This window comes from Paenibacillus koleovorans NBRC 103111, assembly GCF_004000845.1.
Classification (GTDB): Bacteria; Bacillota; Bacilli; order Paenibacillales; family NBRC-103111; genus Paenibacillus_AA; species Paenibacillus_AA koleovorans.
The window spans coordinates 1-26786 of record NZ_BIMA01000101.1; the positions used below are offsets into that span (position 1 = coordinate 1).

The following is a 26786-nucleotide window of genomic DNA, read 5'->3' on the forward strand; positions in this document are numbered from 1 at the left end:
ACATCGCGCCCGAACGACGGTTTTCACCCGCCACGACACCTAAGTAGTAACGTAAGCGTCAAACAGTCCCCACCTTCAAAGTTGTAACTGCGAAAACACCATGCTCGAATGATGCTCTCCTTGACTAAATAGCAATATGGCATCTGTGGCATTCCCTTATTTGTCTCGGCCGAACAGCCGCAAAAAAGACGCTTCCTGCCCCTGGTAGATAGAGGGAGGAGGCGTCTTTGTCTATTGCTAGAGCTTAACTGCAATTTCACGTTCGATTCCGTCGTCCACCAGCTCGATGCAGGTGTCGGGGCCGGCGATGAGGGGCTCGGATGCCGGAGGGTCGGGAACCGAAGAGTCACGAGACGGAGCATCGCCAGCCAAGAGGGTGGAGATGGTCCCGCCCCCGCTGTTCCAGCCGCCGCTTCCGTCGCGGCTGAAGACGAGCTTGTACTTCGTGTCGCCGAACCGGTAGGTTGCCCGAAAGCCCGGCCACTCGGGCGGGATCGACGGGTTGAGATATAGCCGGTCACCCCGTCGCTGCAGGCCCAGGATCCATTCGATGCCGCTCTGGTACATCCAGCCGGAAGCGCCGGTATACCAAGTCCAGCCGGCATGGCCGCAATGCGGCTCCGACGTGTATACGTCCGCAGCCATCACGTAGGGCTCGCCGTAATATTGCCGCACCTCGTGCTCGGTCCGCGTATGGTTGATCGGGTTCAGCATCTGGAACAGCTCGAACGCTTTATCTCCTCGTCCGAGTTTGGCCCAGGCGACGATGCTCCAGATGACGCCATGCGTGTATTGCGCTCCGTTCTCACGAATGCCCGGCGGATAGCCCTGGATGTAGCCGGGGCTCGGCTCGGTCCGGTCGAACGGAGGGGTCAGCAGCTTCACGACGCTCAGCTCGCGGTCGACGAGCTCGCGGTCGAACGACTGCATCGCCGTCAAGGCGCGATCGGCCGGCGCCGCGCCGGAGATGACCGACCACGACTGCGCGATGGCGTCGATGCGGCACTCATCGTTGAACAACGAGCCGAGCCAAGTGCCGGCATCGGTGAATGCGCGGCGATACCATTGGCCGTCCCAGCCGTGCTCGTGAATCGCCTGCGCGAACCGTTCGCGGGCTAGGGCGTAGCGGGCTGCCCGGTCGTCGTCGCCGCGTGCCGCGCACAAGGGCTCGAACCGCTGCAGCACGTCGCAGAGGAACCAGCCGAGCCATACGCTCTCGCCTCGGCCTTTGTCGCCGACCAGGCTCATGCCGTCGTTCCAGTCGCCGATGCCGATGAGGGGGAGGTCGTGCTCGCCGATCCGCGACAACGCTTTGTCGATGGCGCGAAGGCAATGCTCGTACACGGTGCCGCTCTGCGACGACAGGACGGTAGGCTCGTACCGCTCATGTTCGCCTTCGCGCAGCGGCTCGCTCGTGATGTAGGCGGCCCGCTCGTCCAGCACCGACTCGTCGCCCGTATGCTCCAAGTACCGCGAGGTGCCGTAGGGCAGCCAGAGCAGGTCGTCGGAGAACAGCGTGCGGATGCCGCGCTGCGTCTCCTCGTGCCACCAGTGCTGCACGTCGCCCTCCTCGTATTGGTGGGAGGCGTGCCGGATGATCTGCTGGCGCGTGAAATCCGGCGCCGTATGCAATAGCGCGAGCGAGTCTTGCAACTGGTCGCGGAACCCGTAGGCTCCGCCGGCCTGATAGAAGGCGGAGCGGGCCCACATACGGCAGGCGAGCGACTGGTAAAGCAGCCAGCCGTTCAAGAGTATGTCGGTCTCGAGCGAAGGCGTCTCGACCGCGATCTGGCCGAGCGTCCGCTCCCAGTAGGCGCTCGTCGCTTGCCATGCCGCCTCGCAGACGGCGGCGTCGCGGTACCGGCGGGCGAGCGCAGCGGCCTCCGCCGCCGAATCGGTGCAGCCGAGGAGCACAAGCACCTCGGCTTCTTCGCCCGGCGCGAGCGTGAGCCCGCGCCGGATCGCCCCGCAGCCGGCGTGGTGGACGCCGGTCTGCCCGGACAGCGGGCCGCCGCTCATCGCGGCCGGGTGGTCGGCGCTGCGGTTGCGCCCGATGAATTCGAGCTGGTCGGCGGTCCAGGACAGCTCGTTTTCCGTGACGGCCGCCGCTTGAGGCCCCAAGTGGAAGACGCCCAGGAATGCCGTCGCTTCGCAGAAGTTTTCCTGGTACCGGTTCTGCGCCGTCAGGATGTCGGCCGAGTCGTCCCAGTCGCTCACGATAAACGGAGCGTTCATCTGTCGCTGTACGCCGATCACCCATTCGGCATAATAGGTGACGGAGAGACGGCGGGCGCGGGCCGAGTCATTCACTAGCCGGACGCGAATGACTTTGACCGGATCGTCCAGCGGCACGAAAAGATGCATCGTGTGCTGGATGCCGGAGCGCGAATGCTCGAATGCCGTATAGCCCAGACCGTGCGTGACGAGATAGGGTTCAGCCGCACTTTCTCCGGCAGCAGGCGCGAGCGTCCACCATTCCCCGGATTCCTCGTCCCGGAGAAAAGCGATTTCGCCCGGCGGGTCCAGCACCGGATCGTTCGACCACGGGGTCAGCTTGCACTCCCGGCTGTTCCGCGCGAACGTGTACCCGGTCCCAAGCTCGGAGACGAGGGTGCCGAAAGACGGGTTGGCGAGTACATTGATCCACGGGGCGGGCAAGTGCCGGCCACCCTGGAGCTGCAGCTTGTACTCCTTGCCGTCGGGGGTGAAGCCGCCCCAGCCGTTGAAGAAGCGTACATCCTTGGCTTCAAGCAAGGGGCGAGATCTGATCGGCGCTGCTGCGGGCTGCCCGCCCTGAGGCTGCGAAGAGTGTCCGGCTTGCCCGGCCAGCCCCGCTTGTGCTGTTTGCCCGGCTTGCCCGGCCCGCCCCGCTTGTGCTGTTTGCCCGGTTTGCCCGGCCAGCCCCACTTGTGCTGTTTGCCCGGTTTGCCCGGCCAGCCCCGCTTGTGCTCCTTGCCTTGCTTGCACAGCCTGACCTGCCTGTCCTGCTCCCACCGCCTGCTCCGCAAGCACCACCTGACCTGCTAGCGCCGTCCGCTCTCCCTCACCGCTCTCCCTTGTCCGAGCCGCCGCCGGCCGCAGCTGGCCGGCCAGACTCGGCCCACCGGCACGCAATGTGACCCGCGAGACGGCCAACAGGAGCGTGCGGTCCTCCACGGACAGCCGACTCTCGGACAGCACATGAATCCCCACCACGCCCGTGCCGAACCGGTCGACGCCATGCTCGACCGCCCGGCCGAGCGCTTCCTGAAGATTTTGCTGGTAGCCGTCCGCGGATTGGCTCAGAATGATGAGATCGAATGGCAGTCCCAGCCGCCGCAAGTACTCATGGCCCGTCAGCAGCTTCGTGATGAACGGCATTTGGCTGCGATTGTCGATCTGCACGAGGACGATCGGCCGGTCGCCGGAAATGCCGTACGCCCACAGCCCCGACTGCGATTTCGTATTGGCGGCGATGCGCCGGCCACGCTCCGTACGGATAGGCGGCGTGTACAGCACCTGCGACGCGAGCCGCTGGAAGACGATAGCGTCCGCCTGGCTCAAGTGCAGGTTGCGGAGCTCGACACGGCTGCGCGTCCAAGCGAGCTGGAACGTACGCTCCGCCGCCTGCTCCGAGACCAACCGGGAAGCGAACCCGACGGCGTCTTCGCGGGTTTCGGCGGCCGAGGTTACCGCATAGAGCCTAACCTCATCGCCGGGACCCAGTTGAACCCGGCGTCGCATAACGAACGCCGGGTCCGCCACCGAGCCTGTTTTGCCCTTCAGCGCCGAGCGAATCAGGTGCGGCTCGTCCAGCCGATACCCGCGGCCGATAAAGGCGCCGCGGTCGGTCTCGTATTCGGCGGGAACCGGGGCGTGCCCCTCGGCGACTAACAGATGCGCGCACCAGAACGCCCGGTCCTTGGCTTCCCGCTTGCGTCGCCCGGCCACCAAGCAGCCGGTGTCCGGATCAACAGCCGTGCGAATGAACAGCTTGCTGAAGGCTGGATGCGCATCGTCCGCGATAGGGCTCGACATCGCCAATTCAACGAAAGACGTGATTTCCAGCACCCTCGTCGCTCCACTGTTGTTTTTCAAAGTCAGGCGCCGCAGCTCCGCATCGCATTCCGGCGAGACGGCGATCTCCATCGTCGTCTCCACCTGCTCATAGACACGGGAAAACGTCGCTTTATCCGGCTCGAAGACGATGCGCTGCTCCGGAGACTCGGTCCCGCAAGGACGGTAGGAGGGGGACCAGATCCGGTCCGATTGCAAGTCCCGGATATAGAGCCAGCTCCCCCAAGGGTCCTGGACCGGCTCCTCCCGCCAGCGCGAGATCGAGAGCCCGTCCCAGCTGCTGCGCCCGCTCCCGCTGGCCGTCACCATCGTTGTGAACCGGCCGTTGGTCAGCAGGCAAACTTCCGGCAGCGGCGTATGCGGACTCGCGAGCTCGCGGATCGGCCCGGTCTCCTGCGCCGCCTTCTCCGTCCGAACAGGGGAGCGGTACATCGCCGGATGTTTGACCCACCGAGGCCGCCGGGGTGTTCGTTCCTGCAGCAGCAGCTCGGCGGCGCGCACCGACTTGTTGCGATGGAATCGGTCGATCATCCGATGAGGCGAGAGCAGATTCGACAACGTCAGCAGGCTCATCCCCTGATGATGGGCCATGAAGCTCTGGATGACGACATGCTTGCGATCGGCCGGCATTCGTCGAGGGGTGAAGTCCAGCGCCTCGTAGAACCCGTAGCGGCCGCGCCCGCCAAGCCGTTCCAGCTCGCGAAGCGATTGCATGCCTTCCTTAGGCGCAAAAGGCAGGGCCATGACGGTGGCATACGGAGCGAGTACGAGCTCCTGCTCCAGCCCCCGCTTGAAGCCAAGGCCCGGCACGCCGAACGCTTGATACTGATAATTCATCTGATAATCGAATGCGAAGTAGCCGGATTCCGAAATGCCGAACGGCACGCCGAGCTGCCGGGCATATTCGATCTGGCGCTCGACGACGGCCCGGTAGGTGCTGTCCCAGATCGAATGACGGTACGTCTTCATCAGCAGCCAAGGCATCAAATATTCGAACATCGTCGCCGACCAGGAAAGCAAGGCGGGACGACCGCCGACCTTCGTCAACGTGCGGCCCAATGCGTTCCAATGCGAAACCGACACTTGCCCGAGGGCGATGGCGACGAAGCTGGCCTGTCTTGCCTCGGACGCCATCAGGTCGTAGAGCACGCCGTCGCGAGCCCTTTGATGCACATGATAGCCGAGCGAGAACAGGTTCGTCTTCGGATCGTACAGCGGGCGGAAGTCCGTCGCCTGTACGAGCGCTTCGATCCGCGCGGCAAGCCGGTTCCCTCGCGCCATCATGTCGGATGGCGGCGGGGTGCCGAGCTCGTCCCCGAAGGCAACCTCGGCTTGTCCCGCGCGCGGAGATCGGGCGGGCCCGCCGTCGACAGAAGGATTTACATGCTCCACCTTGCGGTCGCGATCGGCTCGGCACCATTCCAGCAATCCTTCCTTTGCCGTCATCAGCGAGGCGACGAGGTTGCCGGAATCGACGGTCGACACGTACATGGGCTGCAGCGGCGTCAACGCTTCCGTGTCGTACCAGTTGTAGAGGTGGCCTTCCCATTTCTCCATCCGCTCGAGGGTGTCGATCGACCGCTCCAGCCGCTCCACAAGCCCGGGCGTATCGATAAACCCGAAGTCGCGAGCAGCCACCGCGCATGTTATGTACATGCCGATGTTAGTCGGAGAGGTACGGTGGGCGATGCCGCGGTCCGGCTCGAGCTGCACGTTGTCAGGCGGAAGCCAGTTGTCCCGGGCGGTTACGTAATCCTCATAAAAGGACCAGATGTCCTCGGCAAGGCGAAGCAGCTCCTCGCTTTCCTCGGATGAAAACACCTCAACCGACACGGTCGGAGATTGATCGAGCCATCGAATGACGAACGGCGTCAAACTCCATAGCAGCGCAGAAACCAACCCTATGGCCTGCACGATCAACGAATCGCTGATGAACGCGAGGACCGCCATCAGCACGATCAGCACCGCCCCCCATGTGCCGCCGGCGATCGGAGGCGCGCCCTTTCGGCTGCTGAGCCGCTCGACTTCAGCCTGATTGACCCATTCCAGCAGCCGCCTTCTCGAGATTAGCAGCCGGTACAGAGTACGGATCACGGCGTCGAGCTGCAGGGCGGCCTGATACGGCAGCGTCAGAAACGCCAGCGCCGCATGGCCGAGCGTGCGGAGCAGGCCGATGGGGTGATGCACGATCGCCGACAGCGTGAGCAGCTGGCGTAGCATCGGCAGGAGCAGCGTCAGCAGCACGACGCCGTACCAGCGTGCTGGCGAGCCCGGCAACAGCGGACCGGCGAGCAGCATAATCGCCATCAGAGCAGGCAGCAGCAGGCTGCGGCGCATGTTGTCGATGATCTGCCAACAGGTGACGGCGCCGAGCTCGGTAGCGACGAACTCCCCTTGGCAATTCCGGGCGGACGATCGCAGCCAGGGCAGCAGCTGCCAGTCGCCGCGCGTCCAGCGGTGAAGCCGCTTCTGATGCGCGAGGAAAGTCGGCGGATGATCGTCGATCAGCTCGATATCGGACAGCAAGCCGGCTCGCAGCAGTCCGCCCTCCAGCAAGTCGTGGCTGAGCACGCGGTTTTCGGGGAAGCGATTGCCCAGCACTTGATGGAACGCATCGACGTCGAATATCCCTTTACCCGTAAAAATGCCTTGCCCGATCGCATCCTGGTACGGGTCGGACACGGCGAACGCATACGGATCCAGACCGGTTTCATGCGCCCACAGCGACGTCAGCCTCGATTTCTGCGCGCTCTCGTACGTCATGCCGATCCGCGGCTGCAGGACGCCGTAACCTTCCTTCACCTTGGTCGCTTCCTCATTCAAGCGGGGGCGGTTGTAGGGAAGATGCATCGCACCGATCATCCGATGGGCGCTCTCCAGCGGCAGGCGGGTGTCCGCGTCCAGCGTCAGCACGTACCGGATACGGGATAGAACGGAGGGATCCCCGACGATCGTGCTGAAGCTTGTCCGCCGATCGCCTCGCATCAGGCGGGCGAACTCCTCCAGCTTGCCGCGTTTGCGCTCCCAGCCCATCCAGACTCGCTCGGAGGCGTTCCATTTGCGATGCCGGTGAAAATGGTGAAACGTGTAGCCCGTGTAAGTCTCGTTCAATCGCTCGATCTCGATTCGCGCTGCGTGCAGCAGCGTATCGTCCTCCGGCAGCCGTTCGGCATCGGCATCCCGGAAATCGCTGAGAATGGCGAAATGGATATTCGAATCGCGGTTGGCGAGGTGATGCAGCTCCAGCCGGTCGGCCGTGTGCCGCGCATCCTCCACACGGGACCAGATGACGGGAATCACCACCATCGTCGAAGCCTCGACCGGCACCCCTTTGGACAAGTCGTACCGTAGCAGTCGGGTAGGAGGGATCGTTCGTTCGATCAGCCAGTGGACGGCAGTCACGGCGATGTCGCTCGCCGGCCAGGCTAGGAGCAGCACCATGGACAACCAGCCAAACCACGGCGGAGAGGCTGCAAAACTGGCGCCAACCCACCACGCCAAACCAGCCAGCGCCGCCGCTGCGATCCAAGCGAGCAGCTGCAGGTAGACGCCTGAGGCACGCAGGCGCAGCCCTGCTTCCGGCAGCGCGCCGGCTTTGCCGCACTGGCGTAGCGCTTGCTGCAGTTGTCTCAGCCCTTGCGCGTCCAGCAAATAATAAGCCGTGTACACTTGCCGCGGCAATAGCTCGCCCCCGCCGACATGCTCCTCCAGCAGCGCGGCTTCATGCTGCTCATTGGCGAGCTTCACCGCTTGGGACGCGACGAGCTTCTCCGTCACGTTCATGCGCCGCGCCAGCCGCTCGACCCGGTGCCTCAGCGTCTGGCGACTGCCGCCGTCCAGCTTCGGATAGTCGCCGGCCGCCTCCTCTCGCAGCGTCTGATCGACGGCGCTGATCGCCTCGAACAGGTCGCTCCACACCCAGCGGGACAGCTTGCGCAGACTGCCGATGACGTTGCCGACGCTCACCTGGTACTCGGCCTGCAGCCGATACTCGTAGGAGAGAACGGCGTCAAGGCTCTCCGGCGCATTGTCCATCTTGCAGACGAGCCATTCGCCCACATGCGCCGAGTCTGCCGCATGCTCGCGGAGATGCCTCACGAGGTGGACGATGAGCGCGCCGGACAGAGGCAGCTCTACATTCGCCTGCTCCAATGCCAGCTTGAGCCGCTCCGGCGTCAGCTCGGCGGAGGGGAGGCCGTCCAGCACCCGGTCCACGAGTTCGCAGATGGTGCGCCGTTCCTTGATCGGCTTCGTGAGCGCGGCAAGTCGGCGGATCATCTCCATCTTCATGAAGAGCGGCACAGACCACGCTTCCGCGGTCGTCAGCACGGCAACCTCCTGATACGCGTTGAAAAAAGCGGTCAGCGAGTCCTCCTCGAGGAGCCCGTCCGTATGCGCCAAATAAGCCTCGCTGATGGAGGAAACGCGCAGCGTGCCGATTTTGTCTACCGTAGGCAGCCTTTTCGTTCGGAGCCTCGACGTTTCGTCGGCGATCTCGAGCAGCTCCGCCTCCAGAAATTCCGAGTGATCGAGCAGCCATTCCTCGGCGGGTTGCTCGCATGCGCTGCGTTCCTCGTGCAGCTCCTTCATGAACGCCCGCAGCTCCTCGATATCGCCCTCCAGCCGTTGCCAGACCGCTTGCGACGAGACGCGTCGCCCGTGCGGGTCATGCTCCAGCGCCAGCTTGTGGGCCGGCTTCTGCAGCCTTTCCTTATACGAACTCATTTCGAACCCCCGATGGAAAAATAGTAAAAAATCACTCCATTACCATTCCACGCACAGGGGATTTTTATGAGCCGAAATTTGGAAAACAAAAAAACCTCAACCTTGGGGGCTGGGGTTTAGGCAAGTTTTGTTTGTGAAAGGGTCGATTGCAGAGCAGATTGTCTCCTTGGACAGAAGGTTTTCATAACGTTATTTCTATCTCAAGTATCGTGTATGGCCTTAAGCGCTGCGCCGTCTCGCACGGAACTGCTTCCACTGAAAATACATGAAGCAGCCTAAGCAAAATCCGCTCAACGCCAGCACGACAGCTACCGTCAGCATCCCGAGCGCGATGTAGGCGACCACGAGATTGCCGAGCGCAAAGGCGACTAACGCGACAGTCATGAACAGGATCGCCAGCAAATTGTTGAAACGCAGCAGCTCGCGGGCTTCCGTCTTGGCGCTGACCGGGAAAAGCGGGGAGAGCAGACGGACGAACAAATTGTATTTCACGCCGTATGTCCGGCTAATGAGCTGGACGACGAGGGGGAGCAGCATAATCCAAGGCTGGTCGGCTATCACGGTGGCGATCACGCTGAGCAAAATGCCGAGCTGGTTGCCGCGCACCCGATGCAGCGGTACTTCGTCTACGCAGTCATAAGATAAATTCACAGGCTGTTGTCGCATAGAGGATCCTCCAGTCCGAATAGGAGTCGGTTTACTCGAAGTATAGCATAAAAACCGAGTTATTTGGTAGGGATTTATCCGCATGCGTTACGTAAATTTACAGACATGGTGTTTTGCGAGGGAAGGTGTACAATAGGAGGAAATCGGCAAGCTGGGATCCAGATCAACTATGAGCAGGGAGTGGACAGGATGTTGGCAACGGGTTTGGTGCTTGAGGGCGGCGGCATGCGGGGCGTGTATACGGCCGGGGTGCTGGAGCGGTTTGCGGAGGAAAATGTATATTTCCCTTATTTGACAGGTGTATCGGCTGGAGCTTGCATGGCGGCCAGCTATTTGTCGAGGCAGCGGAATCGCAACCGGGTTGTGAACATCGACTACGTGTCCGACCCCAGATACTTGTCTTGGACAAATTATTGGCGAAGCCGGCAGCTGTTCGGCATGGACTTTATATTCGACGAGATTCCGAATCGGCTTGTGCCGTTTGATTTTGAGACGTTTGCCGCTGCGGAGGAGCAATTCGTGGTGGGGACGACGGATTGCCGCACGGGGAGGCCGGTGTATTTTGAGAAGCATGAGCAGGGCTTTGACGGGCTGCAAGTGATGCGGGCGTCGAGCTCGCTTCCTTTTATCGCGCCGATCGTCTCCTATCAAGGCATGGAGCTGCTGGACGGCGGTATTTCCGATCCGATCCCGGTTCGCAGGGCCGAAAGCGACGGGTATGCCCGCAACGTGGTGATCCTGACACGCAATCTAGGCTACCGCAAAAAGCCGAACGCGTTCTCCTGGCTCGTCCGTCGGGCGTATCGGCACTATCCCGAGCTCGTGCGCACGATGCTGCGGCGGCATGAGGTGTACAACGACACGATGGAGTATATCGAGCGAGCGGCGGCGAATGGTTCGATGTTCGTGATCCGTCCGGAGGTGCCGCTGGCGGTGGGGCGGATGGAGCGCAATCGGGACAAGCTGGAGGCGCTGTATCGGCAAGGCTACGAGGATGCGGGGCGGCTGCTGCCGGCGATGCGGGAGTGGGCCGGCCCATAAAAATTTGACGTGCAGACGCTGCTTGATGCGAAGGCGGACCCTAACGCGCGGAACAAGAAGGGGACGACGGCGCTCGGCCATGCCCAGAATTTCGGGTTCCGCGATGTGGCGGAGCCTCTGAGGCAATACGGTGCTGTGATTTAAACGTAAAAAGAGCCGACCTCTCAGGATCGGCTCCTTTGCGTGGTGCTACTTGTCTCCGGATTTGTTGCTTTTCCGGTCCGTGGTTCGTGTCTTGGTGTTTTTGGCGGCGTGTCCTTGTTGCTTGGCCATGATCGTCCCCTCCTTCGTGCGCATGGGTAGTATTTGTGATGCGATGGCGCGTTATGCGTGCGGGTTGGATTATTTTTGCAATCGGCTGGCGTTTCGCGGGGGTTATTGGAGCAGCAATAACGATATCCTGTGTATCCGGTAACGTTATATGGGCTCGGGGGGGCCACTTTGGGACAAATAACGATTTGGCATCACCTTGTTTTTCTAGTAACTGGCCGTTGCTAGATTCGGGAGGTGCGAATGGCCTAGAGTCGAGAGCGAGCAAGCTTTTTCGATCGGTTCGGGTTGGGAAATAGGCGAGTTGATGCGACTTTGGCCTCTCACTCCATTCGCTTCGATTCATAGAATATAGCAGCGAATGGAGTGATTCCAGTGAGTGTGCCTGAATTGCCTAACATAACCCCATCCATAACCGTCACGCGGAATGATGCGATCAATTTGCTGCTTTCTTCGATTGCGCTGGAGGAGCTTGGCTTGAGCCATGTGCTCAATGCGGAAGGGGAGAAGCTGCAGTATGTGCTGGGCACGCTGCCTGGTACTACCGCCCCTCCGGCGACCATCGGCGATATTTTGGCGGTCAATGACAGTGTTCGGCAAACGATCGAGGCGGTGACGCAGCAGGAGTTTTGGTTGCAATACAAGCTGGAGCAGCTATTGTCCGATTCAGGCTCTTCCGGTACGGCCGGCGCTACAGGTGCAACAGGGGCTGCTGGAGTCACCGGCGCCACCGGACCGACCGGGCCTGGCGTGGGGGAGACTGGCGCGACTGGAGTCACCGGGCCGACTGGTGCGACAGGGGAAACAGGTGAAGCAGGAGCGACTGGGGCTAGTGGAGTAACCGGGTCTACGGGAGCTACTGGTGAAGCAGGTGCATTGGGTGCAACAGGTGCAACCGGGGAGACGGGATCAACTGGAGTGACCGGGGTTACTGGAGCGACGGGTGACACTGGTGCAACTGGCGTTACTGGTGATATTGGTGCTACTGGGGCAACTGGGGCAACTGGGGCAACTGGGGCGATAGGTGCAACTGGCGCAATCGGTGTAACCGGCCCTACCGGCGCAACGGGAGAACCAGGAGTAACTGGATCTACGGGAGATGTTGGAGCAACTGGTGCAACTGGAGTAACAGGATCGACTGGAGCCTCTGGAGCAATAGGACCGACGGGAGGTACAGGTGCAACTGGCCCTACTGGTGCAACCGGTTCAGTTGGGATAACAGGAGAAACCGGAGCTACTGGCATCACTGGCACAACAGGAGCAACCGGCGCGACAGGTATAACAGGTCCAACTGGTAATACAGGATCGACGGGGGAGATGGGAACAACCGGAGTAACAGGCCAAACCGGGGCAACGGGTGCAACTGGGGATTTAGGAGCCACGGGTGCTACAGGAGCAACTGGGGTCTCGGGCGTAACGGGAGAAGTTGGACCGACCGGCGCTACAGGAGAGGCAGGTGCAGCTGGAGCCGCAGGTCCAACCGGGGCAACGGGTGCAATTGGAGATACAGGGGCTACTGGTGCTACAGGAGAAATAGGAGCGACTGGAACCACGGGTGTAATGGGAGAAGTAGGGCCGATAGGCGTGACAGGATTAACCGGAGCAACCGGAACAACAGGATTAACCGGAGCAACAGGAGCAACAGGAGCAACAGGAGCAACCGGAGCAACCGGAGTTGCTGGGGTTACCGGAGAGACTGGTGCAACAGGGGGTACAGGGTCAACCGGGGAAACGGGAGCAACCGGCTTAACAGGCCCTACCGGTATAACTGGGATAACAGGAGCAACTGGAACTACGGGAACAACGGGAGAGAATGGAGCAACCGGCCCAACTGGCCCAACAGGAGCAACTGGTGGAACAGGACCGACCGGCAATAGTGGAGCAACGGGAGAGGTCGGCGTTACAGGTCCAACTGGAGCAACAGGGGCAACTGGTGCTGCAGGAGCCACAGGAGCCACAGGAGCTAATGGGGCAACTGGACTGACAGGAGCAACCGGCGCCACCGGCCCTACCGGTCTCACCGGAGCAACAGGACCGACCGGCATCGCAGGAGCAACCGGCGCCACCGGCCCTACCGGTCTCACCGGAGCCACTGGCCAGACCGGCATCGCAGGAGCAACCGGCGCCACCGGCCCTACCGGCCTCACCGGCGCCACTGGCCAGACCGGCACCACGGGCGCCACCGGCCCCAGCTTCGTCGACGGCTTCTCCGCGTTCCTCGCAACCTTGTCGGTGACCGGGACGACGCAGTTGGCCAACTGGTCCGTCACCACCCCTTATTACGACGGCACCGGCTTCAATGAGGTCTCGGGTAGCTATACGGTGCCGGCTACGGGCAAGTACTCCATCAGTGCCACGATCAACTACTCCACGACAGCGGTGCTGACGGTTTCGCTAGGCGCAGGCATCAATCCGGCGTTCGTCGTTCGGCGCACATCCTCGCCCGTGACAGACCTGATCCGCGGCTTGTTCCCGATCCTGGACGTCAACGTGCTGCTGGTCCTGACACTTCGAGCGATTCTAGGGAGCGGGACGGTTACGCTTGCCGGGGAAGTCCAGCTGGGTGCCGGCGATGTGATCGGCTTCTTCTACGTCGCCAATGGACTTACCGTTGCCCTCTCGCTTGGAGGTGCGAGCTCCGGCATCATTTGGTCCATGCATCGGATGAGCTAGGCGAAATCGTTGTGTTTTTTTAACCTGAATTGTCTTCTGTTGTTCACATTGCCCGGAACGGCCTGCAGGGCATTGCGTTAGAGCGGACTGGCATAGAGAATAGAGAAAAAACGGAGGAGAGATACCCGATGTCCAAAACCGCTCTAGCCAATCTAGCCAAGCTGGGAGCCGGCATTCGTTCCAGACGTCAATCATCCTATGATCCTACTGGAGGCAACGTGGACGTACTGGATATCAAGGCAGGACAGACCATCACGCTGGCCGAAATGGCAACACCCGGCATGATCAAACATATTTGGATGACGACGTTCGAAAAGAACTTCAACCTGCGCGCGCTTGTCATTCGCATGTATTGGGACGGGGAGGAGACACCTTCGGTGCAATGCCCGATCGGTGATTTTTTCCTGCTGGGCCACGCCCGTCCTACATATGTCAACGCCGAACCGATCCAGTCGATGTACCTGGGCATGAATTGCTGGTTCACGATGCCGTATGAGTCGGCGCTCATTACAATTACGAACGACGCGGATTTCGACTCGATCCTGTACTATTACATCGATTATCACGAGGTAGATGAGCTGGAAAAAGGGCTGGGGCGGTTTCATGCTTCCTGGCGCCGGGAGCTTGTCCGGCAGCGGCCGGGTACGGCCTACTTGATACCAGTAGGCGGTGCATGTCCAATCGCCCTGCCGGTCGTTCGCATGGCCGTGCTCGATGCTGAACCGAAGCGAATGCTCAAAGTACACCGGATCCTCGATATGGAACCTATATTGAGAGTGTTTTCCAGTGTAGTCGGGATTGCCTTTGAACGAGTAACCGAATTGCGGTGCGCAGAACGTTTCCTTCAAGTTGTTGTAGTTCCAGGCTCCGCAGAAATAATCCTCCATTCCGGTGCCATGCAGCGTCGGCGGCCACTCCTCTCCATCGAGGAAGAACATATCGTCGCCTTCGCCCCACCAGCCCGGCTCGTTCGTGTCGAGATGGACGGCGCAGCCTACGTAGTGCCCTTTTCCTTCCGTCTCCAGGACGAGAAAGTTGTCTTTCCCCGTCGTGTTCAGCCTCTGGACAGGAGTTTTCGACAATCGCATCCCTTACAAGTTCGGCGGGGTGGAGTCGGCCGCAGGCAAACCGCGCAGCGGGTTGCCGTCCTAACTCACCTTCGGAGGGAGGGCCACACACGATGCCAGCCACAACTAGCAATGTACGAGATTACGACGCGACAAGGGACGGACGAACCAAAGGCACGACGGCGCTTCAACGCGCGCTTGACGTTTGCCGTGAGAAAGGCGGGGGAACACATAGTCCGAGTTTTCCTGACTACAGAGCAGCCCGGGTTCCCGTTCGGCGCTCTAGTCCGAATTTCACCACTTGCAGAGGGGGGATTCGCACACCCCTTGGAATAAAGCCTCTCCAATTCGGCAAACTCGGACTGCGGGGCAAGTTACGACGTGGCACGACTCTGCAAGTGGGTTTTATCGGACTACAGGGCTTGGTTACCTGGAGGATACCTCGAGGGTACCTGGAGGATAGCGAACGTAGGTGCCAGTAGCGTAGCATTCACCTGATTACAACAAAAACGTCCGAGCATCGGACGTTTTTGTCATCAAGGCGCATACACCTTCAAATTCGCGTACTCCGCGATCAGCGAGGTCATCTGGCGGAACCCGATGCGCCCCTCTCCCAGCTACGGCAAGCTCATTCTCATAAACCAGCTTCCAGTCCGCAGGAATCATGTTCATGTCGACACCCTCTGTTCTGCAGGCAGCTTCAGCTTGCCCGGCATGACGACGCTGCCCGTCAACGTATTGCCCTTGATCGCCTCTACTAGGAACCGGACCGCCATCTGGCCGATCTCTTGGCGTGGAACGTCGATGGTGGCGATTCGATGCGACACCATCTGCTCGCCTCGGATGTTGTCGCAGCCAACCAGCTCCATCTCTATCACCATCTCCGCCCCCGCGTGCGAGCCAAGCTCCTCCAGCGCCTGAAGCGCGCCGAACGCCGCCCGATCGCTCACAGCGAAGACGGCAGTCGGTCGCTCGCCCTCCGGCAGCCGCATCAGCGACTTCATCTCTTCATAGCCCTTGATGTAGCGGCGGTCGAGATTCGGCGCGACAAGCGCCGGCCGCATCGGCAGCCCGTGCTCCATCAAGGCGGCGCAGTAGCCGGCGTAGCGGTCCACGAGCGGTTTGTACTTGGCCGGACCGCTGATGAAGCCGATCCGCTCATGTCCCCGGCGGATCAGGTGCTCCGTCGCCAGGAAGCCGGCCCCGTAGTGATCGGCATGGACGGAGAGCACGTCGCCCTTATGCGTATAGTTGTCGACCAACACGAGAGGAACTCCATAGTCCTTAAGCCGGTCGACGAGCGAATCGGTGATCAGCCCGCCGCCCAGCAGAATCAACCCTGCCGAGTTGTCCAGCCAAGCTTCGAATTCCGCCTGCTCCCGGACGAAGGTCAGGATGACCTCCAAGCCTTGGAGCCGGCACTCGCTCTCGATCGCGCGGATAATCTCACTGTTGTATGGATCGGCTTCCAACGCGAAGGCGAACTCCTCGATCAGCAGCCGGACGAACCGCCGGCCCTCGGCTATCGCCATGCCGTGGCTCAGCTCTGCATAAGCTTGGCGAATCGCGTGCTTCGTCTCTTCGGAGAAGGAGCCTTTGTCGTTGAGCACGAGCGAGACGGTAGCCGGCGAGAAGCCGGTACGGTCGGCGATTTCCTTGATGCCGGGTTTCCGGCGTCCTTCCGGTTTGCTAGTCATTTTAATCCGGTCACTCCTTGGTTCATTACGCTAATAATAGAGTATGTTTAATATCGAAATGTCCCGCATGCGCCTTGGCGAAAGGCTTCCCATCGCGCATGCCGGCCAGCCCGTAGCCGGTGGAGGTGCAGAGGAAGCTGGCATAGTCGCCGTCCACCTGTGGCTGCACATACAGCGTCTTCTCGCAGGCGTCGTAGCGGATGCCGCTATAGCCTTGTAGCAGGCCATATGAAGCCAAAGCCCGCGCATACCAGTGACCGCATTCGTACTCGTCGAACGGGTTGCGGATGCCGTTGTTATATCGGTCGCGGCAAGTGCGCACGATGTCGAGCCCTTCCAGGGTGCAGCCGAGCGCCATCAGATGCGAAGCGACCTGATATTCGATGCCCGTCCATACCTCGTTGCTGTAGACGAACGGCAGCGACAGCTTGCCGCCCTTCGGCCAGGAGCACAAGAGCAGGCCGCCCTCGCCGCCAATCGCGTAACCTGGGCGCTGTGGATTGACGTGCTCGGACAAATCCCGCTTCAAATTATACTTATAGACACTCAGCAAATGGCTGCGAACCATTTCCCTTTCCAGAATGTCGCCCAGCCCGCACATCTGCGCCAGCCAAGCGCCTACGACACCGTCGGACAAGCAACCCTTGCCATACTGGTACTTGGGCCCTTCCTTCTGCAGGAGGTCGGCCGCTTCCGGCGAATAATCGACGTTCCACGATTGCTCGCAATCGACAGGCGAAGGGCTGCGCAGCCCTTCCCAGATAATACGCTGCTCGAAGTACTCGCCATTGAACAATTCGCGTTCCATGTACGCTTTCCCTTTCTCGAACAGCGAATCATAGGGCTCAGCCGCCTCGCCGGCCGCTTCCGCCATCCGTGCCGCTGCCCTCAAGGCACCCAAGTAGAAGGATGTACACATTCCGTCAGGTCCCCAAAACTCAATATCGTATGTGTTGTGATGGGGCTCGATCAAAACGCCGATGCGGTCCGGATCGAAATGGTCCATGCAATATTGAAGGCTCAGCTTCACCTTCGGCCAGATCGAGAGCAGCCAATCGGTGTCGCCGCTGATCCGCCATTCCCGGTACAGCTTCATCACGCCGCCCAACTGGCCGTCGCTTGCGACATGGAATTTGTGATCCGCCGGGCTGATCGGCAGCGGCACCCTGAAGTTCTGATGGCCGTACTCGTCTTGTCCTTCGTGGAACTCGGTGTGCCGCAAACTCCGCTCTAACTCCGGGAACAGATGAGGGGTCGCTTGGGCGTAGTTCCATACATGCGTGCAGGAGCCGTGGCAGCTGCCGTATTTCTCATTGCTGCCTTCCCAAGCCCAGAGCCGTCCGTCGGTCTGACGCAGCACGGTAGGGGACTTCAGGATTGTCAGGTTGGCGGCGATAGCTTCGATCGTCTCAGGTGGAAGCGTCGTGCCATAGAACGTATCGCGGAACCGTGCACTTTCTTCCCGCAGCCGCCCATACTCACCTAACCAATGTGAAGTCAATCCGGTGATACCGTCAAAAACCCCCGCATACCACGGCTTATGATAAGACACATTCTCCTTGTCTTGCACGGCGACCGTCAAATTCGACTCGGGGACAAACCATGAGAACAACAGCCGTACGGTTTGTTTGCCATGCGACTCGAGCTTGAGAGGGATGTAAATGCTGCCGCCCGGACTCGGTTTGTATTCATGAACCGGAGCGTTCTCAACGCATAACCCGGCCTCAATCGAGCTCCACACCATCGTCAGCGAATCGAACCAACCCCCGCGGAACCAGGCGCAATCGACCTTCGCATCCGGATGATCCGTCGTGGCGCAGAAGGAGCCCAGCTCCCAAGGTTTGTCCTCGATCGCCGGTTGGTGCAATATGAACCCGTTGCCTTGCTCCGACCGGAGCACTCGATGGGTGGTGGATCCGGTTGTTTTCATAAAGTTGCTCGCATGGAACGAATACACGAGCTCGAGCGGCTCGGCTGTCGTATTGGCGAATGTAAATTCCAGGCCGCAGACGGGCAAGCTGGAATCGTCGGCCTGAAGCGGAATAAACGGGCTCCAGCCAGTCGCTTCCGCTTCGATCGGCAGCTTCGGATCGCGCAGCGAGACGGTGCCGAACGGGAAACGGGCGAGAAATTCGCTTTCGGCGAACCGCGGCAGGCCGTAATGTTTGCCGAGCAGCCCGCAGCCCGGGCCGTTCAAATTGTCGTTGTGGTCGCTGAAAATTTTCCAAGTGGGCACTTGGCCTTCCAGCACTCTCGAAATCGCGCCGTCCCGTCCCTTGATATGGATCGCGGAGAAGACGGTAGGTTCGTGGTTGATGTCCGGGCGATGGCGGAGGGAAAAATGGGAGAGAGCTCCCGTGCCTTCCAGACAAAACATGCCGGCGCCGATCCCTCCGAGCGGAAAAGCGGTGTGCGAGTTGCGATCGCCTGAGTAAGCGGTGTTATAAGTCCGTGACATAGTCCGATATCCTCCTTGTGAAGAGTAGCATTTAATCGTATTATAAAGGTGGTTGTTGAAATTAGTAAATATTATAATAAAAAATTTAATAAATTCATTTAACGTTGAATCGAAGGAATCGCACTTGGCGCGGTGAAAGAGTAGAGAGACTAGTTACGGAGAGGCGGATGGGTGCATGACACGATTTTTTACTACTCAGCAGAGGGATAACGGGCAATGGGAGCTGCTAGATCCGGAAGGCAAGCCGTTTTTTTCCTTGGGCGTCAATTGCGTCTATTTTCCGGACAACCTGAGCATCGACAAAGTGGAGGCGTACGGCGGTGGAAGCGAGTGGTTCAGACGGTTCGCCGACCGGAAGCTGGAGCAGATCCAGGGGTATGGCTTCAACACGCTGGCCGCTTGGCATGAGCAGTACTATTGGGACGGGCCGTTCCCGAAAACGGTGGAGCTGAGCTTGTCCCGCCACGCTTCCAAGGTGAACAAGGATTGGGGCGTCGGGTTTCCGGATGTTTTCTGCGAGAGCTTCGTGTTCTCGATCCATCGTGTGCTGTGCGATCACTTCTATGGCAAAGGCGCGGTGCTGAAGGACGATTCGTCCTTGATCGGCTACTTCACCGACAATGAGCTCCACTGGTGGGGCCAGGGCGGCAATTGGGGGATGAACGAGCCTTCGAAAGGCGCCAATCCGACGAACCTCGTGCTCGATTATTTCGCTCTGCCGGGTGAGGCGGCGGGGAAACGCCGGTGGGTGCAGTTTATCGAGGAGCGCTACGGCGGCGAGATAGAGCAGTTGAACGAAGCGTGGAATAGCGAGTATTGGGAGTTCGCGGATCTGCTTACGGTGTCGAGCTACACGGCGGATACGGAGGCGTTTGAGCAGGACAAGCTGGACTTTCTGCGGCTGATCGCGGAGACATATTTCCGCACGACGACTACGTTGCTTAAGCATTATGACCCGAACCATCTGATTCTTGGCTGCCGGATGGTAGGCGCTAGTACACCAGAGGTGGTGTTCGAGGCGATGCAGCCGTATGTGGACGTCGTGTCGCTCAATTTCTACACGCGATTTTTCCCTGGCAAGTGGCTGGCGCGGGTCGCCGAGCTGTCCGGACGCCCGGTGCTGATCGGCGAGTTCGGCATCTGTGCAGGCCGTCAGGCCGGCTACTTGAACAGCACCAACGGCGCGCAATTCGCCACGGTGAAGGACCAGAAGCGCCGCGGCGAGCTGTACGCGCAGTTCGTGCGCGACGCCAAGGCGCTGCCGGCCTGCGTCGGCGCCCACTGGTTCGCGATGTACGACTACGGCCGCGACCGGTATGGGCTCATCGGCAACTACGGCTTGCTGAATGTCGACGACGAGCCGTGGGAGGAGTTCGTGGAAGCCGTGACCGCGGCTCATCGCGAGCTCGAGTAAGTCGCCGTAATCCATCATTCCGCACCTCATCTACCATTGCGGTATCCGCAACCAACAAACCCTAGTTACACTCAGTCACCCACACGCCATCGCCGCCAATTGGCCAGTCCGGCCAATCCAGCTCTCGCCGTACCCTCGCATCCCCTCCAGACTATGGTATAATGAGGAAAGAAACGGTTAAAGAAGGTATAGGAAGGGTAACCTTACCAGGTATGGTAGGGACGCATATTAATGAAAGAGGTGGACAGGAATGGAAAAACGCAAATTCGGCCAAACCGGGGCGGAGTTCCCGATTCTGAGCTTCGGCGCGCAGCGCATCGTGGACGAGCATAGCTGCACGGAAGAGGAAGCGATCCAGATCGTGAACCGCGCGATTGACGCAGGTATCACCTACTACGATACGGCGCCTAGCTACTCCAGGGGCCAGTCCGAGGAGCGACTGGGCAAAGCGCTGCAGCTGAACAACCGCCGCGGCGAAGTGTGGATCGCGACCAAGACGCATGACCGCACGCGCGAGGGCTCGCTCCGCTTGCTCGAGGACAGCCTGCGCCGCCTGCAAACCGACCGCATCGAAGAATGGCGGCTTCATAATGTGGCGACGATGGAAGAGCTCGACCAAATTTTCGCCAAAGGCGGGGCGATGGAAGCGTTGCTCGAAGCGAAGCGGCAAGGGATCGTCAAACACCTGAGCATCAGCGGCCACACGAATCCGAACGTGCAGCTGGAGGCGCTGGAGCGGTACCCGTTCGATAGCGCGCTCGTCGCTTTGTCCGCGATGGACCATCTGATCTACAGCTTCGCTCATGAGTTCCTGCCGGTAGCGAATCGCAAGAACATCGGCATAATCGGCATGAAGGTGCTGGCGCTCGGACAGTTGGCTCCGTGGTACGAGAAGGCGATGCAATACACATTCTCGCTGCCGATCTCCACGGCCATCGTGGGGATGGAGTCGATGGAGCAGTTGGAGCGCAACTTGGCCGTAGCCGAATCGTTCCAACCGATGACGGACATCGAGAAGCTTGAATTTTTCAAGGAAGTCATTCATCTGGCTAACCCGAAAGTGCTCAAGTGGAAGGCGGTCGACTGGACATCCGGGGAATGGGTGAAGCGCTAAGCTTCTTAGTTGATTGCTGTAATTCCAATTTTATACAAGTGTGACAAATTAACTTTACAGGCGAAACGACCTGGGTGTAAAATAAAGGTAACCCGAAACCGCGAATGGGAAAATAGTCTGGAGGTTGGCGTTTGCCCCCCGGACTTTTTCGTTTATGCGGAGCGGTCTTGTTTGCATATCGATCAACTTCTTGCTAGATGGGGAGGAGGGAAGTAGTCAGGCATGATCGTAAGGGATGGGAGGAATGCAGTTAAAAGAATAGGTGTAGACGCTTTTATTGTGCTCGTCGTCGCGTTAGGGTGCTTGATTGATGTCGGGAGCAGAGCCCATGCCGGGCTGCTGGATGTCGTCACTTCCGTTGTACCGGATATGCAGCTCAAGACGCCCGATCTGCACATAGAGGTGCCGATCCTTCAGGTCGAATTGACGGTGCCCGGGGCGGAAGTAGGACTATCCAGCGAGAACAGTCTAGTGCAGGCGGAGGTTTCATTGTCTCAGGTACTGGTAGAGACGCCTCTATTAGAGTCGCCTCTATTAGAGTCGCAAGTGACTTTGCCGCAAGCAGCTGTGACGGTTCCGGTTCCGACGGAAGATACGGCCGCCATGCTGCCGCCGCTCCAGGTGCAAGCCGAGATTCAGACGCAATTGCAAGTACAAGTGAAGCCGCTCGACTTGCCCGCGGTGCCGCCGCTGGACAAGCTGCTCAAGCCGATCGGAGCGGCCGTTTCAATCGGCCTGGATGTGTCCGCTTTCGTATCGGATGGCGGTGCGCCGCCTCCGCCTGTAACGCCGCCTCCCGCGACGCATGCACCTCCCGCGACGTCTTCACCTTCTACGCCGCCTGGAAAGCCTGTGGATGACGGGGAGGCCGGAGTGGCGGAGGTGCCTTCACTCACATCGTCCTCGCCTGCGCCATCACCCCCGCGACCGACACCGTCGCCGGCGCAAAAGCCGCCTGTCCAACAAGACATGGGACTGGAAGCGTACATAGGCAAAGGGAACGAGACCGACGTTGTGGCGGAGGCGGATGACGAAGTACTTCGAGCTCCTCGAGCGCTCGCCAAACCGCTAGTGGACCTAAGGGCGCGCAAGTTCATTACGTATACGGTCGCTAACGATTCACACGACAAGCCGGCTCGCTCACCTCAAACCCACGGAGGGATCGTCGTCTCCGTGCCCAGCACGGGAGGGACGGGAGGAGGCGGACAAGGAGGCGCCTCAGCTTCGGGCAACGGGGCGTCCAGCTCCTCCGGCATTTCCGTGCTGCTTCAAGCCGCTATCGATTTGCAGCCGCCGCTCGTGAGGAGCGAGCCCTACCTGCGCAAACATTTGCTAGGCGTCAATCAATGGTCCAATCCGCCTCCGGGACGGCCGCCTCGACCTCTTTTTTCCATGTGGTCTCACCATATACCGGAAAAAAGGGAGGGATATTCCCAATGGGGAAACAACCGAGTCGGGACGAATCCGGACAGCCTGGTAAAAAGGTGTGCGAATTGCTATGCGAGATCGACTTGGCGATTCGCGAAAAGCGTCGTCAGTTGAACGAGTGCGTTGACAAGTACGGCATTTCCGATCCGAGATGCTTGAAGGATTCTGTGGAGCTCGACCATCTGATCAATCAATTCAACCGTGTTAAACATTTATAAATTTGCCATAAAATCTCCAATGTCGCGCTGGAAACGGCCGGTACGGTCGATCTGGACGTGGAAATCAAGTTCACCATGGGATCGGTAGACTACTCGATCGATGTGAACAAGAAACATTTGACCGAAGTGAAGGATCTGTACAAGGCGCTGCTCAAAATCGGCGAAATGACGTCGGACAACGACGTGAAGCTCAGCTACGCCAAAGACAGCCTGGAGCTCGCCTCGACGACGCTGAACCGCGTGGTGAAACACGAAATCGACACCGCGGCGCAATTGAAGGCGTTGAACGAAGAAGCGTTCAGTTGGCTGGTGGAAGCGCATAAGCAATACAAGCCGAAGGATTTCGGAGCCGTCTTCGAGCGCTACATCAATCAATAAGGTGGCATAACGAAAGGCCGGGCTTCCTCGTTAAAGGGGCTCGGCCTTCCTTATGTGCGACTGGTGACAAAAAGCTGTGGCGACGGTTACAGGCCCTTCTCTCCGTAGGCGCTTAGCCTTACGATCTCCGGCAGCTCGGCGAGCTGGGCTTGGTAAATGCGGGGCGTGATGCTGCCGGCGGATAATCGGTTATCCAATTGCGCTTTCAATTGCTCGATTTGCAGCTGCAGCAGAGGCTCGATCGGCTTGTCGTTGCGCTCAGCCAGCTCAGCGAGAGATATTCCTTCGTACAGGGCATCATAAACCGATTGCTCGTCTGGCGCGCCCAGTGTTTCGAGAAAGGCTTCGGTCTCCGCCTCGGGCGAAGGGGCTTCCGCAGTAGAGCCGGCTGCAGCCGGTTCGGATGGGAACAGGACGATGTCGGCGTCCGTTTCTTTGCCGAAGAGTCCGCTTCCAAGCGTAATGGCAATCGCTATCGTACCGATCATAAAGATGCGTTTGGGTGTCATTCGTTAGGGCCTCCGTAGGTTGGGGGGGGAATACGGCTGATGCCGTTTGGTTGCTATAGGTTGTACTACGTTTGTGCGGCGAGTTCGTTGCAGCCAGTTGATGGGAATCGACGGTGGTCGAGAGGTCTAATAAGGTTTTGTAAAAGTATATCGAATATAGTTGATAATTTTTGACGGGCGAACAGATGTTTGTTAAACTTAGAAAGTTAAATCGATGGGCGAGCCACGTCCTCGAGAAGAAAGGGTAGAACGGAGGAGAAGAAGCTTTGAATACCGCATCCATGGATTCATCATCCAAGATTGACCTGAGCAAAATCAAGAGAGGGCCAATCGTAGCGGCTTTGATTATCGGAGCGTTCGTAGCGATTCTGAACGAGACGCTGCTGAATATCGCGTTTCCGGATCTGATGAAGGATTTCGGCGTAGAGCCGTCCACCATCCAGTGGCTGTCTACGGCTTACATGCTCGTAATCGGCGTGCTCGTTCCCGTAACGGCTTTGCTGCAGCTGTGGTTTACAACGCGTCAAATGTTTTTGTCGGCTATGATTCTATTCCTTGTCGGTACGACCATATGCGCCTTCGCGCCTGAATTCGGCGTCCTCTTGGTAGGGCGTGTAATCCAGGCGCTTGGCACAGGGCTTATGCTTCCGGTTTTGATGAACACGATTCTCGTTATTTTTCCGCCGGAGAAGCGTGGCGGCGCGATGGGGATGATCGGTCTCGTCATCATGTTCGGTCCGGCCATCGGCCCCACATTGGCCGGTTTTATTATCGACTCGCTCAACTGGCGCTGGCTGTTCTACCTGGTTATGCCGCTTGCGCTGTTTTCGATTATTTTTGCGGTCGCGTACCTGCGCAATGTTTCGGATCTTACGAAGCCGAAGGTCGATATTTTATCCATTATTTTGTCCTCGATCGGGTTCGGAGGTCTCGTCTACGGCTTCAGTAAAGCGGGCGAAGGCTCCTGGTCGGATCCGGAGGTCGTCTGGACGATTGTGGCCGGTGTGATCGGCTTGCTGCTGTTCGTCTGGCGGCAGTTGGTCATGAAGGAGCCGATCCTTGATCTGCGTGCGTTCCGCTATCCGATGTTTACCTTGGTCACCATTATGATGCTTGTCCTGATGATGACTTTGTTCTCGACGATGATTATGCTGCCGCTGTTCTTGCAGACGGCACTGCTGATTTCGGCATTCAAGTCCGGCCTCATCATGATGCCGGGCGGAATCCTCAACGGAATTATGGCGCCGGTGTCCGGCAAGCTGTTCGACAAATTCGGCCCGCGCGTGCTCGTCATTCCGGGACTGGTGCTCACTTGTTTGGCGGTGTTCCTGTTCACGATGATCTCAGCTGATACGGGAACCGGGTTTATCATTACGATTCACATTATTCTGATGGTCGGCATCTCGCTCGTGATGATGCCGGCGCAGACGACAGGGCTGAACCAGCTTCCACGCAGTTTGTATCCGCATGGCACGGCGATCCTAAACACGCTCCAGCAAGTAGCCGGTGCGATCGGGACGGCGCTGTTCATCACGATCATGTCGTCCGGTACGAAAAGCTACATAGGCTCCTCGTCTAACCCGACGGCACCGGAGGAAGCGATCAACGGCCTTGTCGCCGGGATGAACAATGCGTTCTGGGTGGCGTTCGTCGTCAGTCTGATCGCGCTTGTGCTCGGCTTCTTCATCAAGCGGGTCACCGCACCGGCGGAAGAAGCCCAGAAAGCGGCATAATGTAGTGGATGTGCGGCACGGGTCCTTAGGGGTCCGTGTTTTTTGTTGTATAGGAGATTATAGCCGGTGCAAAACGGCGGATAAAGTGTGGCAAGGGCTTTTTGAATCTGACCCCATTGCATATGGCCCTCGATGCCCGGTTCTGTACTGTAGTGGCGAGTGCATGAAAGGGGGGGCCTATACGCTACTCTGAAAATTGCCCCATTTCAGCATCAATGGTGTGCCTCGCGGCATCGATGTCTGTAGTCCGATTTTTTCGGACTGAATGCCGTGAGCGGGTCCTGAGTTGCGCCTTAGTCCGATTTCACCCAATTGCAGAGCCATTTCCGCGCACCCCCTTCCGAAAACGCCGCTCCAATAGAGGAACGTCTGTCTGTAAGAACGAACGAAAGAAATCTGATTAAATTTACCGTTGCATTCGAAGATGCAGTGGACTATAGATAGGAAACGAAATGACCGGTTGGCCGATTTAGTCATGTGGACATTTATTTTTACAAAAAATGATTTCATGAACAAAATGGTCAATTTAATTCAAGGCCGAATACGGAAGGAGAATCGCATGATGCGCAATAACAAATCCTCATATTTCGGCGTAGAACTGCTTGCACTGTTGCGGAATCGCAAAATCCTCATTTCCGTGATGGCGGTGATTCTGATCCCGTTGCTATACAGCTCGATGTTTCTATGGGCGTTCTGGGATCCGTATGGCCGGCTGGATTCTCTGCCTGTGGCGGTTGTAAACGAGGACCGCGGGGCGACCTATAACGGACAAGAGATGCGGGTCGGGGATGAGTTTGTTAATACGATTAAGAAGACGGACGGATTCGAGTGGCATTTCGTCACGCGAGAGGAAGCGGAGCAGGGGCTCCGGGACAATCAGTATTACTTGGGCATTGTGATTCCCGAGGACTTCTCGCAAAAAGCGACGAATGTGATGGAGGAGCATCCGACGGCGGCGATGTTCCGGTATATGCCGAATGAAAGCTACAACTTCTTGTCGGCCCAGATCGGGAAATCGGCGATCGAACGGATGAAGGCAACGCTATCGCAGCAATTGACACAAGTTTATACGAAGACGGTGTTTGCGAGCCTTGGCCAGTTGTCGGACGGTCTTGTTCAAGCGGCGAATGGTGCCCAGCGGCTGTCGGACGGCACGACAAGCGTGGCCGGCGGCGTCCGGACGGTCGGCGAGAGCGTGGCGAAGCTGGCGCAAGGCGCCATGCCGCTGCAAGCCGGGGCGAGCGAGCTCGCCGCCGGCGCCGGCCAGCTGCACGACGGCGCGGCGCAGCTGGGCGGCGGTGCCGCTCGGCTGGCCGACGGCCTGGCGGCGCTGGCCGCG

At 59.2% G+C, this 26786-nt stretch carries 15 protein-coding genes and 2 pseudogenes; 11 read left to right on the forward strand and 6 right to left on the reverse strand.

The window, feature by feature from the left end; translation table 11 throughout:
* Positions 1–237: 237 nt before the first annotated feature.
* Positions 238–8781, reverse strand: a complete 8544-nt coding sequence (locus PKO02S_RS24885; RefSeq protein ID WP_246067355.1) for a glycoside hydrolase family 94 protein — start codon at positions 8779–8781, stop codon at positions 238–240.
* A 219-nt stretch (positions 8782–9000) separates the two neighbouring features.
* Positions 9001–9447, reverse strand: coding sequence for a DUF4395 domain-containing protein (locus PKO02S_RS24890; RefSeq protein ID WP_127587297.1), 447 nt, complete (start codon positions 9445–9447; stop codon positions 9001–9003).
* Positions 9448–9636: 189 nt separating this feature from the next.
* Here PKO02S_RS24890 and PKO02S_RS24895 point away from each other — a divergent pair, with 189 nt between their 5' ends.
* The 4 genes and pseudogenes from PKO02S_RS24895 to PKO02S_RS34145 form a co-directional block, all read left to right on the forward strand.
* A complete protein-coding gene (locus PKO02S_RS24895) occupies positions 9637–10488 on the forward strand; it encodes a patatin-like phospholipase family protein (RefSeq protein WP_127587299.1) in 852 nt (283 codons plus the stop codon).
* Positions 10489–10497: 9 nt separating this feature from the next.
* On the forward strand, positions 10498–10632 hold the full coding sequence (locus PKO02S_RS32940; protein WP_164821671.1) for an ankyrin repeat domain-containing protein: 135 nt from the start codon (positions 10498–10500) through the stop codon (positions 10630–10632).
* A gap of 501 nt (positions 10633–11133) precedes the next feature.
* Positions 11134–13431 (forward strand): beta strand repeat-containing protein, encoded by a 2298-nt coding sequence (locus PKO02S_RS24900; RefSeq protein WP_127587301.1) that lies wholly within the window; start codon positions 11134–11136, stop codon positions 13429–13431.
* Positions 13432–13559: 128 nt separating this feature from the next.
* A pseudogene (locus PKO02S_RS34145) lies at positions 13560–13994 on the forward strand (hypothetical protein); the annotation flags it as partial.
* A 153-nt stretch (positions 13995–14147) separates the two neighbouring features.
* Here PKO02S_RS34145 and PKO02S_RS33995 read toward each other — a convergent pair.
* The 3 genes and pseudogenes from PKO02S_RS33995 to PKO02S_RS24920 all read right to left on the reverse strand — a co-directional run.
* Positions 14148–14519 (reverse strand): annotated as a pseudogene (locus tag PKO02S_RS33995) (DUF2961 domain-containing protein); the annotation flags it as partial.
* Positions 14520–15166: 647 nt separating this feature from the next.
* Positions 15167–16195: a LacI family DNA-binding transcriptional regulator gene (locus PKO02S_RS24915; protein ID WP_127587305.1), complete on the reverse strand. Its 1029-nt coding sequence runs from the start codon at positions 16193–16195 to the stop codon at positions 15167–15169.
* Positions 16196–16220: 25 nt separating this feature from the next.
* Positions 16221–18653, reverse strand: a complete 2433-nt coding sequence (locus PKO02S_RS24920) for a GH116 family glycosyl hydrolase (protein ID WP_127587308.1) — start codon at positions 18651–18653, stop codon at positions 16221–16223.
* 175 nt (positions 18654–18828) lie between these two features.
* On the opposite strand from PKO02S_RS24920, the gene PKO02S_RS24925 reads away from it, so the two are divergent.
* The 5 genes from PKO02S_RS24925 (at position 18829) to PKO02S_RS24945 (ending at position 23205) form a co-directional block, all read left to right on the forward strand.
* Positions 18829–20067, forward strand: coding sequence for a beta-galactosidase (locus tag PKO02S_RS24925; protein ID WP_127587310.1), 1239 nt, complete (start codon positions 18829–18831; stop codon positions 20065–20067).
* A gap of 250 nt (positions 20068–20317) precedes the next feature.
* A complete protein-coding gene (locus tag PKO02S_RS24930; RefSeq protein ID WP_127587312.1) occupies positions 20318–21181 on the forward strand; it encodes an aldo/keto reductase in 864 nt (287 codons plus the stop codon).
* Between the two features lie 222 nt (positions 21182–21403).
* A complete protein-coding gene (locus tag PKO02S_RS32575) occupies positions 21404–22723 on the forward strand; it encodes a hypothetical protein (RefSeq protein WP_164821672.1) in 1320 nt (439 codons plus the stop codon).
* Positions 22666–22827 (forward strand): Spo0E family sporulation regulatory protein-aspartic acid phosphatase, encoded by a 162-nt coding sequence (locus PKO02S_RS34005; RefSeq protein ID WP_373865242.1) that lies wholly within the window; start codon positions 22666–22668, stop codon positions 22825–22827. The genes PKO02S_RS32575 and PKO02S_RS34005 overlap by 58 nt, the downstream gene beginning before the upstream one ends.
* 12 nt (positions 22828–22839) lie before the next feature.
* The gene (locus PKO02S_RS24945; RefSeq protein WP_281280463.1) at positions 22840–23205 is read left to right on the forward strand and encodes a YvbH-like oligomerization domain-containing protein; all 366 of its coding nucleotides are present in this window, start codon (positions 22840–22842) and stop codon (positions 23203–23205) included.
* An 86-nt stretch (positions 23206–23291) separates the two neighbouring features.
* On the opposite strand, the gene PKO02S_RS24950 is transcribed toward PKO02S_RS24945, so the two are convergent.
* Positions 23292–23714 (reverse strand): hypothetical protein, encoded by a 423-nt coding sequence (locus tag PKO02S_RS24950; RefSeq protein ID WP_127587318.1) that lies wholly within the window; start codon positions 23712–23714, stop codon positions 23292–23294.
* 281 nt (positions 23715–23995) lie between these two features.
* Here PKO02S_RS24950 and PKO02S_RS24955 point away from each other — a divergent pair, with 281 nt between their 5' ends.
* Positions 23996–25447 (forward strand): DHA2 family efflux MFS transporter permease subunit, encoded by a 1452-nt coding sequence (locus PKO02S_RS24955; protein ID WP_127587325.1) that lies wholly within the window; start codon positions 23996–23998, stop codon positions 25445–25447.
* 562 nt (positions 25448–26009) lie between these two features.
* A partial coding sequence (locus tag PKO02S_RS24960) for a YhgE/Pip family protein (protein ID WP_164821674.1) occupies positions 26010–26786 on the forward strand: 777 nt, incomplete at its 3' end.

Coding starts and splice junctions, on each gene's coding strand:
- PKO02S_RS24885 (WP_246067355.1), bottom strand. CDS start 8,781: ATGAGTTCGTATAAGGAAAGGCTGCAGAAGCCGGCCCACAAGCTGGCG.
- PKO02S_RS24890 (WP_127587297.1), bottom strand. CDS start 9,447: ATGCGACAACAGCCTGTGAATTTATCTTATGACTGCGTAGACGAAGTA.
- PKO02S_RS24895 (WP_127587299.1), top strand. CDS start 9,637: ATGTTGGCAACGGGTTTGGTGCTTGAGGGCGGCGGCATGCGGGGCGTG.
- PKO02S_RS24915 (WP_127587305.1), bottom strand. CDS start 16,195: ATGACTAGCAAACCGGAAGGACGCCGGAAACCCGGCATCAAGGAAATC.
- PKO02S_RS24920 (WP_127587308.1), bottom strand. CDS start 18,653: ATGTCACGGACTTATAACACCGCTTACTCAGGCGATCGCAACTCGCAC.
- PKO02S_RS24925 (WP_127587310.1), top strand. CDS start 18,829: ATGACACGATTTTTTACTACTCAGCAGAGGGATAACGGGCAATGGGAG.
- PKO02S_RS24930 (WP_127587312.1), top strand. CDS start 20,318: ATGGAAAAACGCAAATTCGGCCAAACCGGGGCGGAGTTCCCGATTCTG.
- PKO02S_RS32575 (WP_164821672.1), top strand. CDS start 21,404: ATGATCGTAAGGGATGGGAGGAATGCAGTTAAAAGAATAGGTGTAGAC.
- PKO02S_RS24950 (WP_127587318.1), bottom strand. CDS start 23,714: ATGACACCCAAACGCATCTTTATGATCGGTACGATAGCGATTGCCATT.
- PKO02S_RS24955 (WP_127587325.1), top strand. CDS start 23,996: ATGGATTCATCATCCAAGATTGACCTGAGCAAAATCAAGAGAGGGCCA.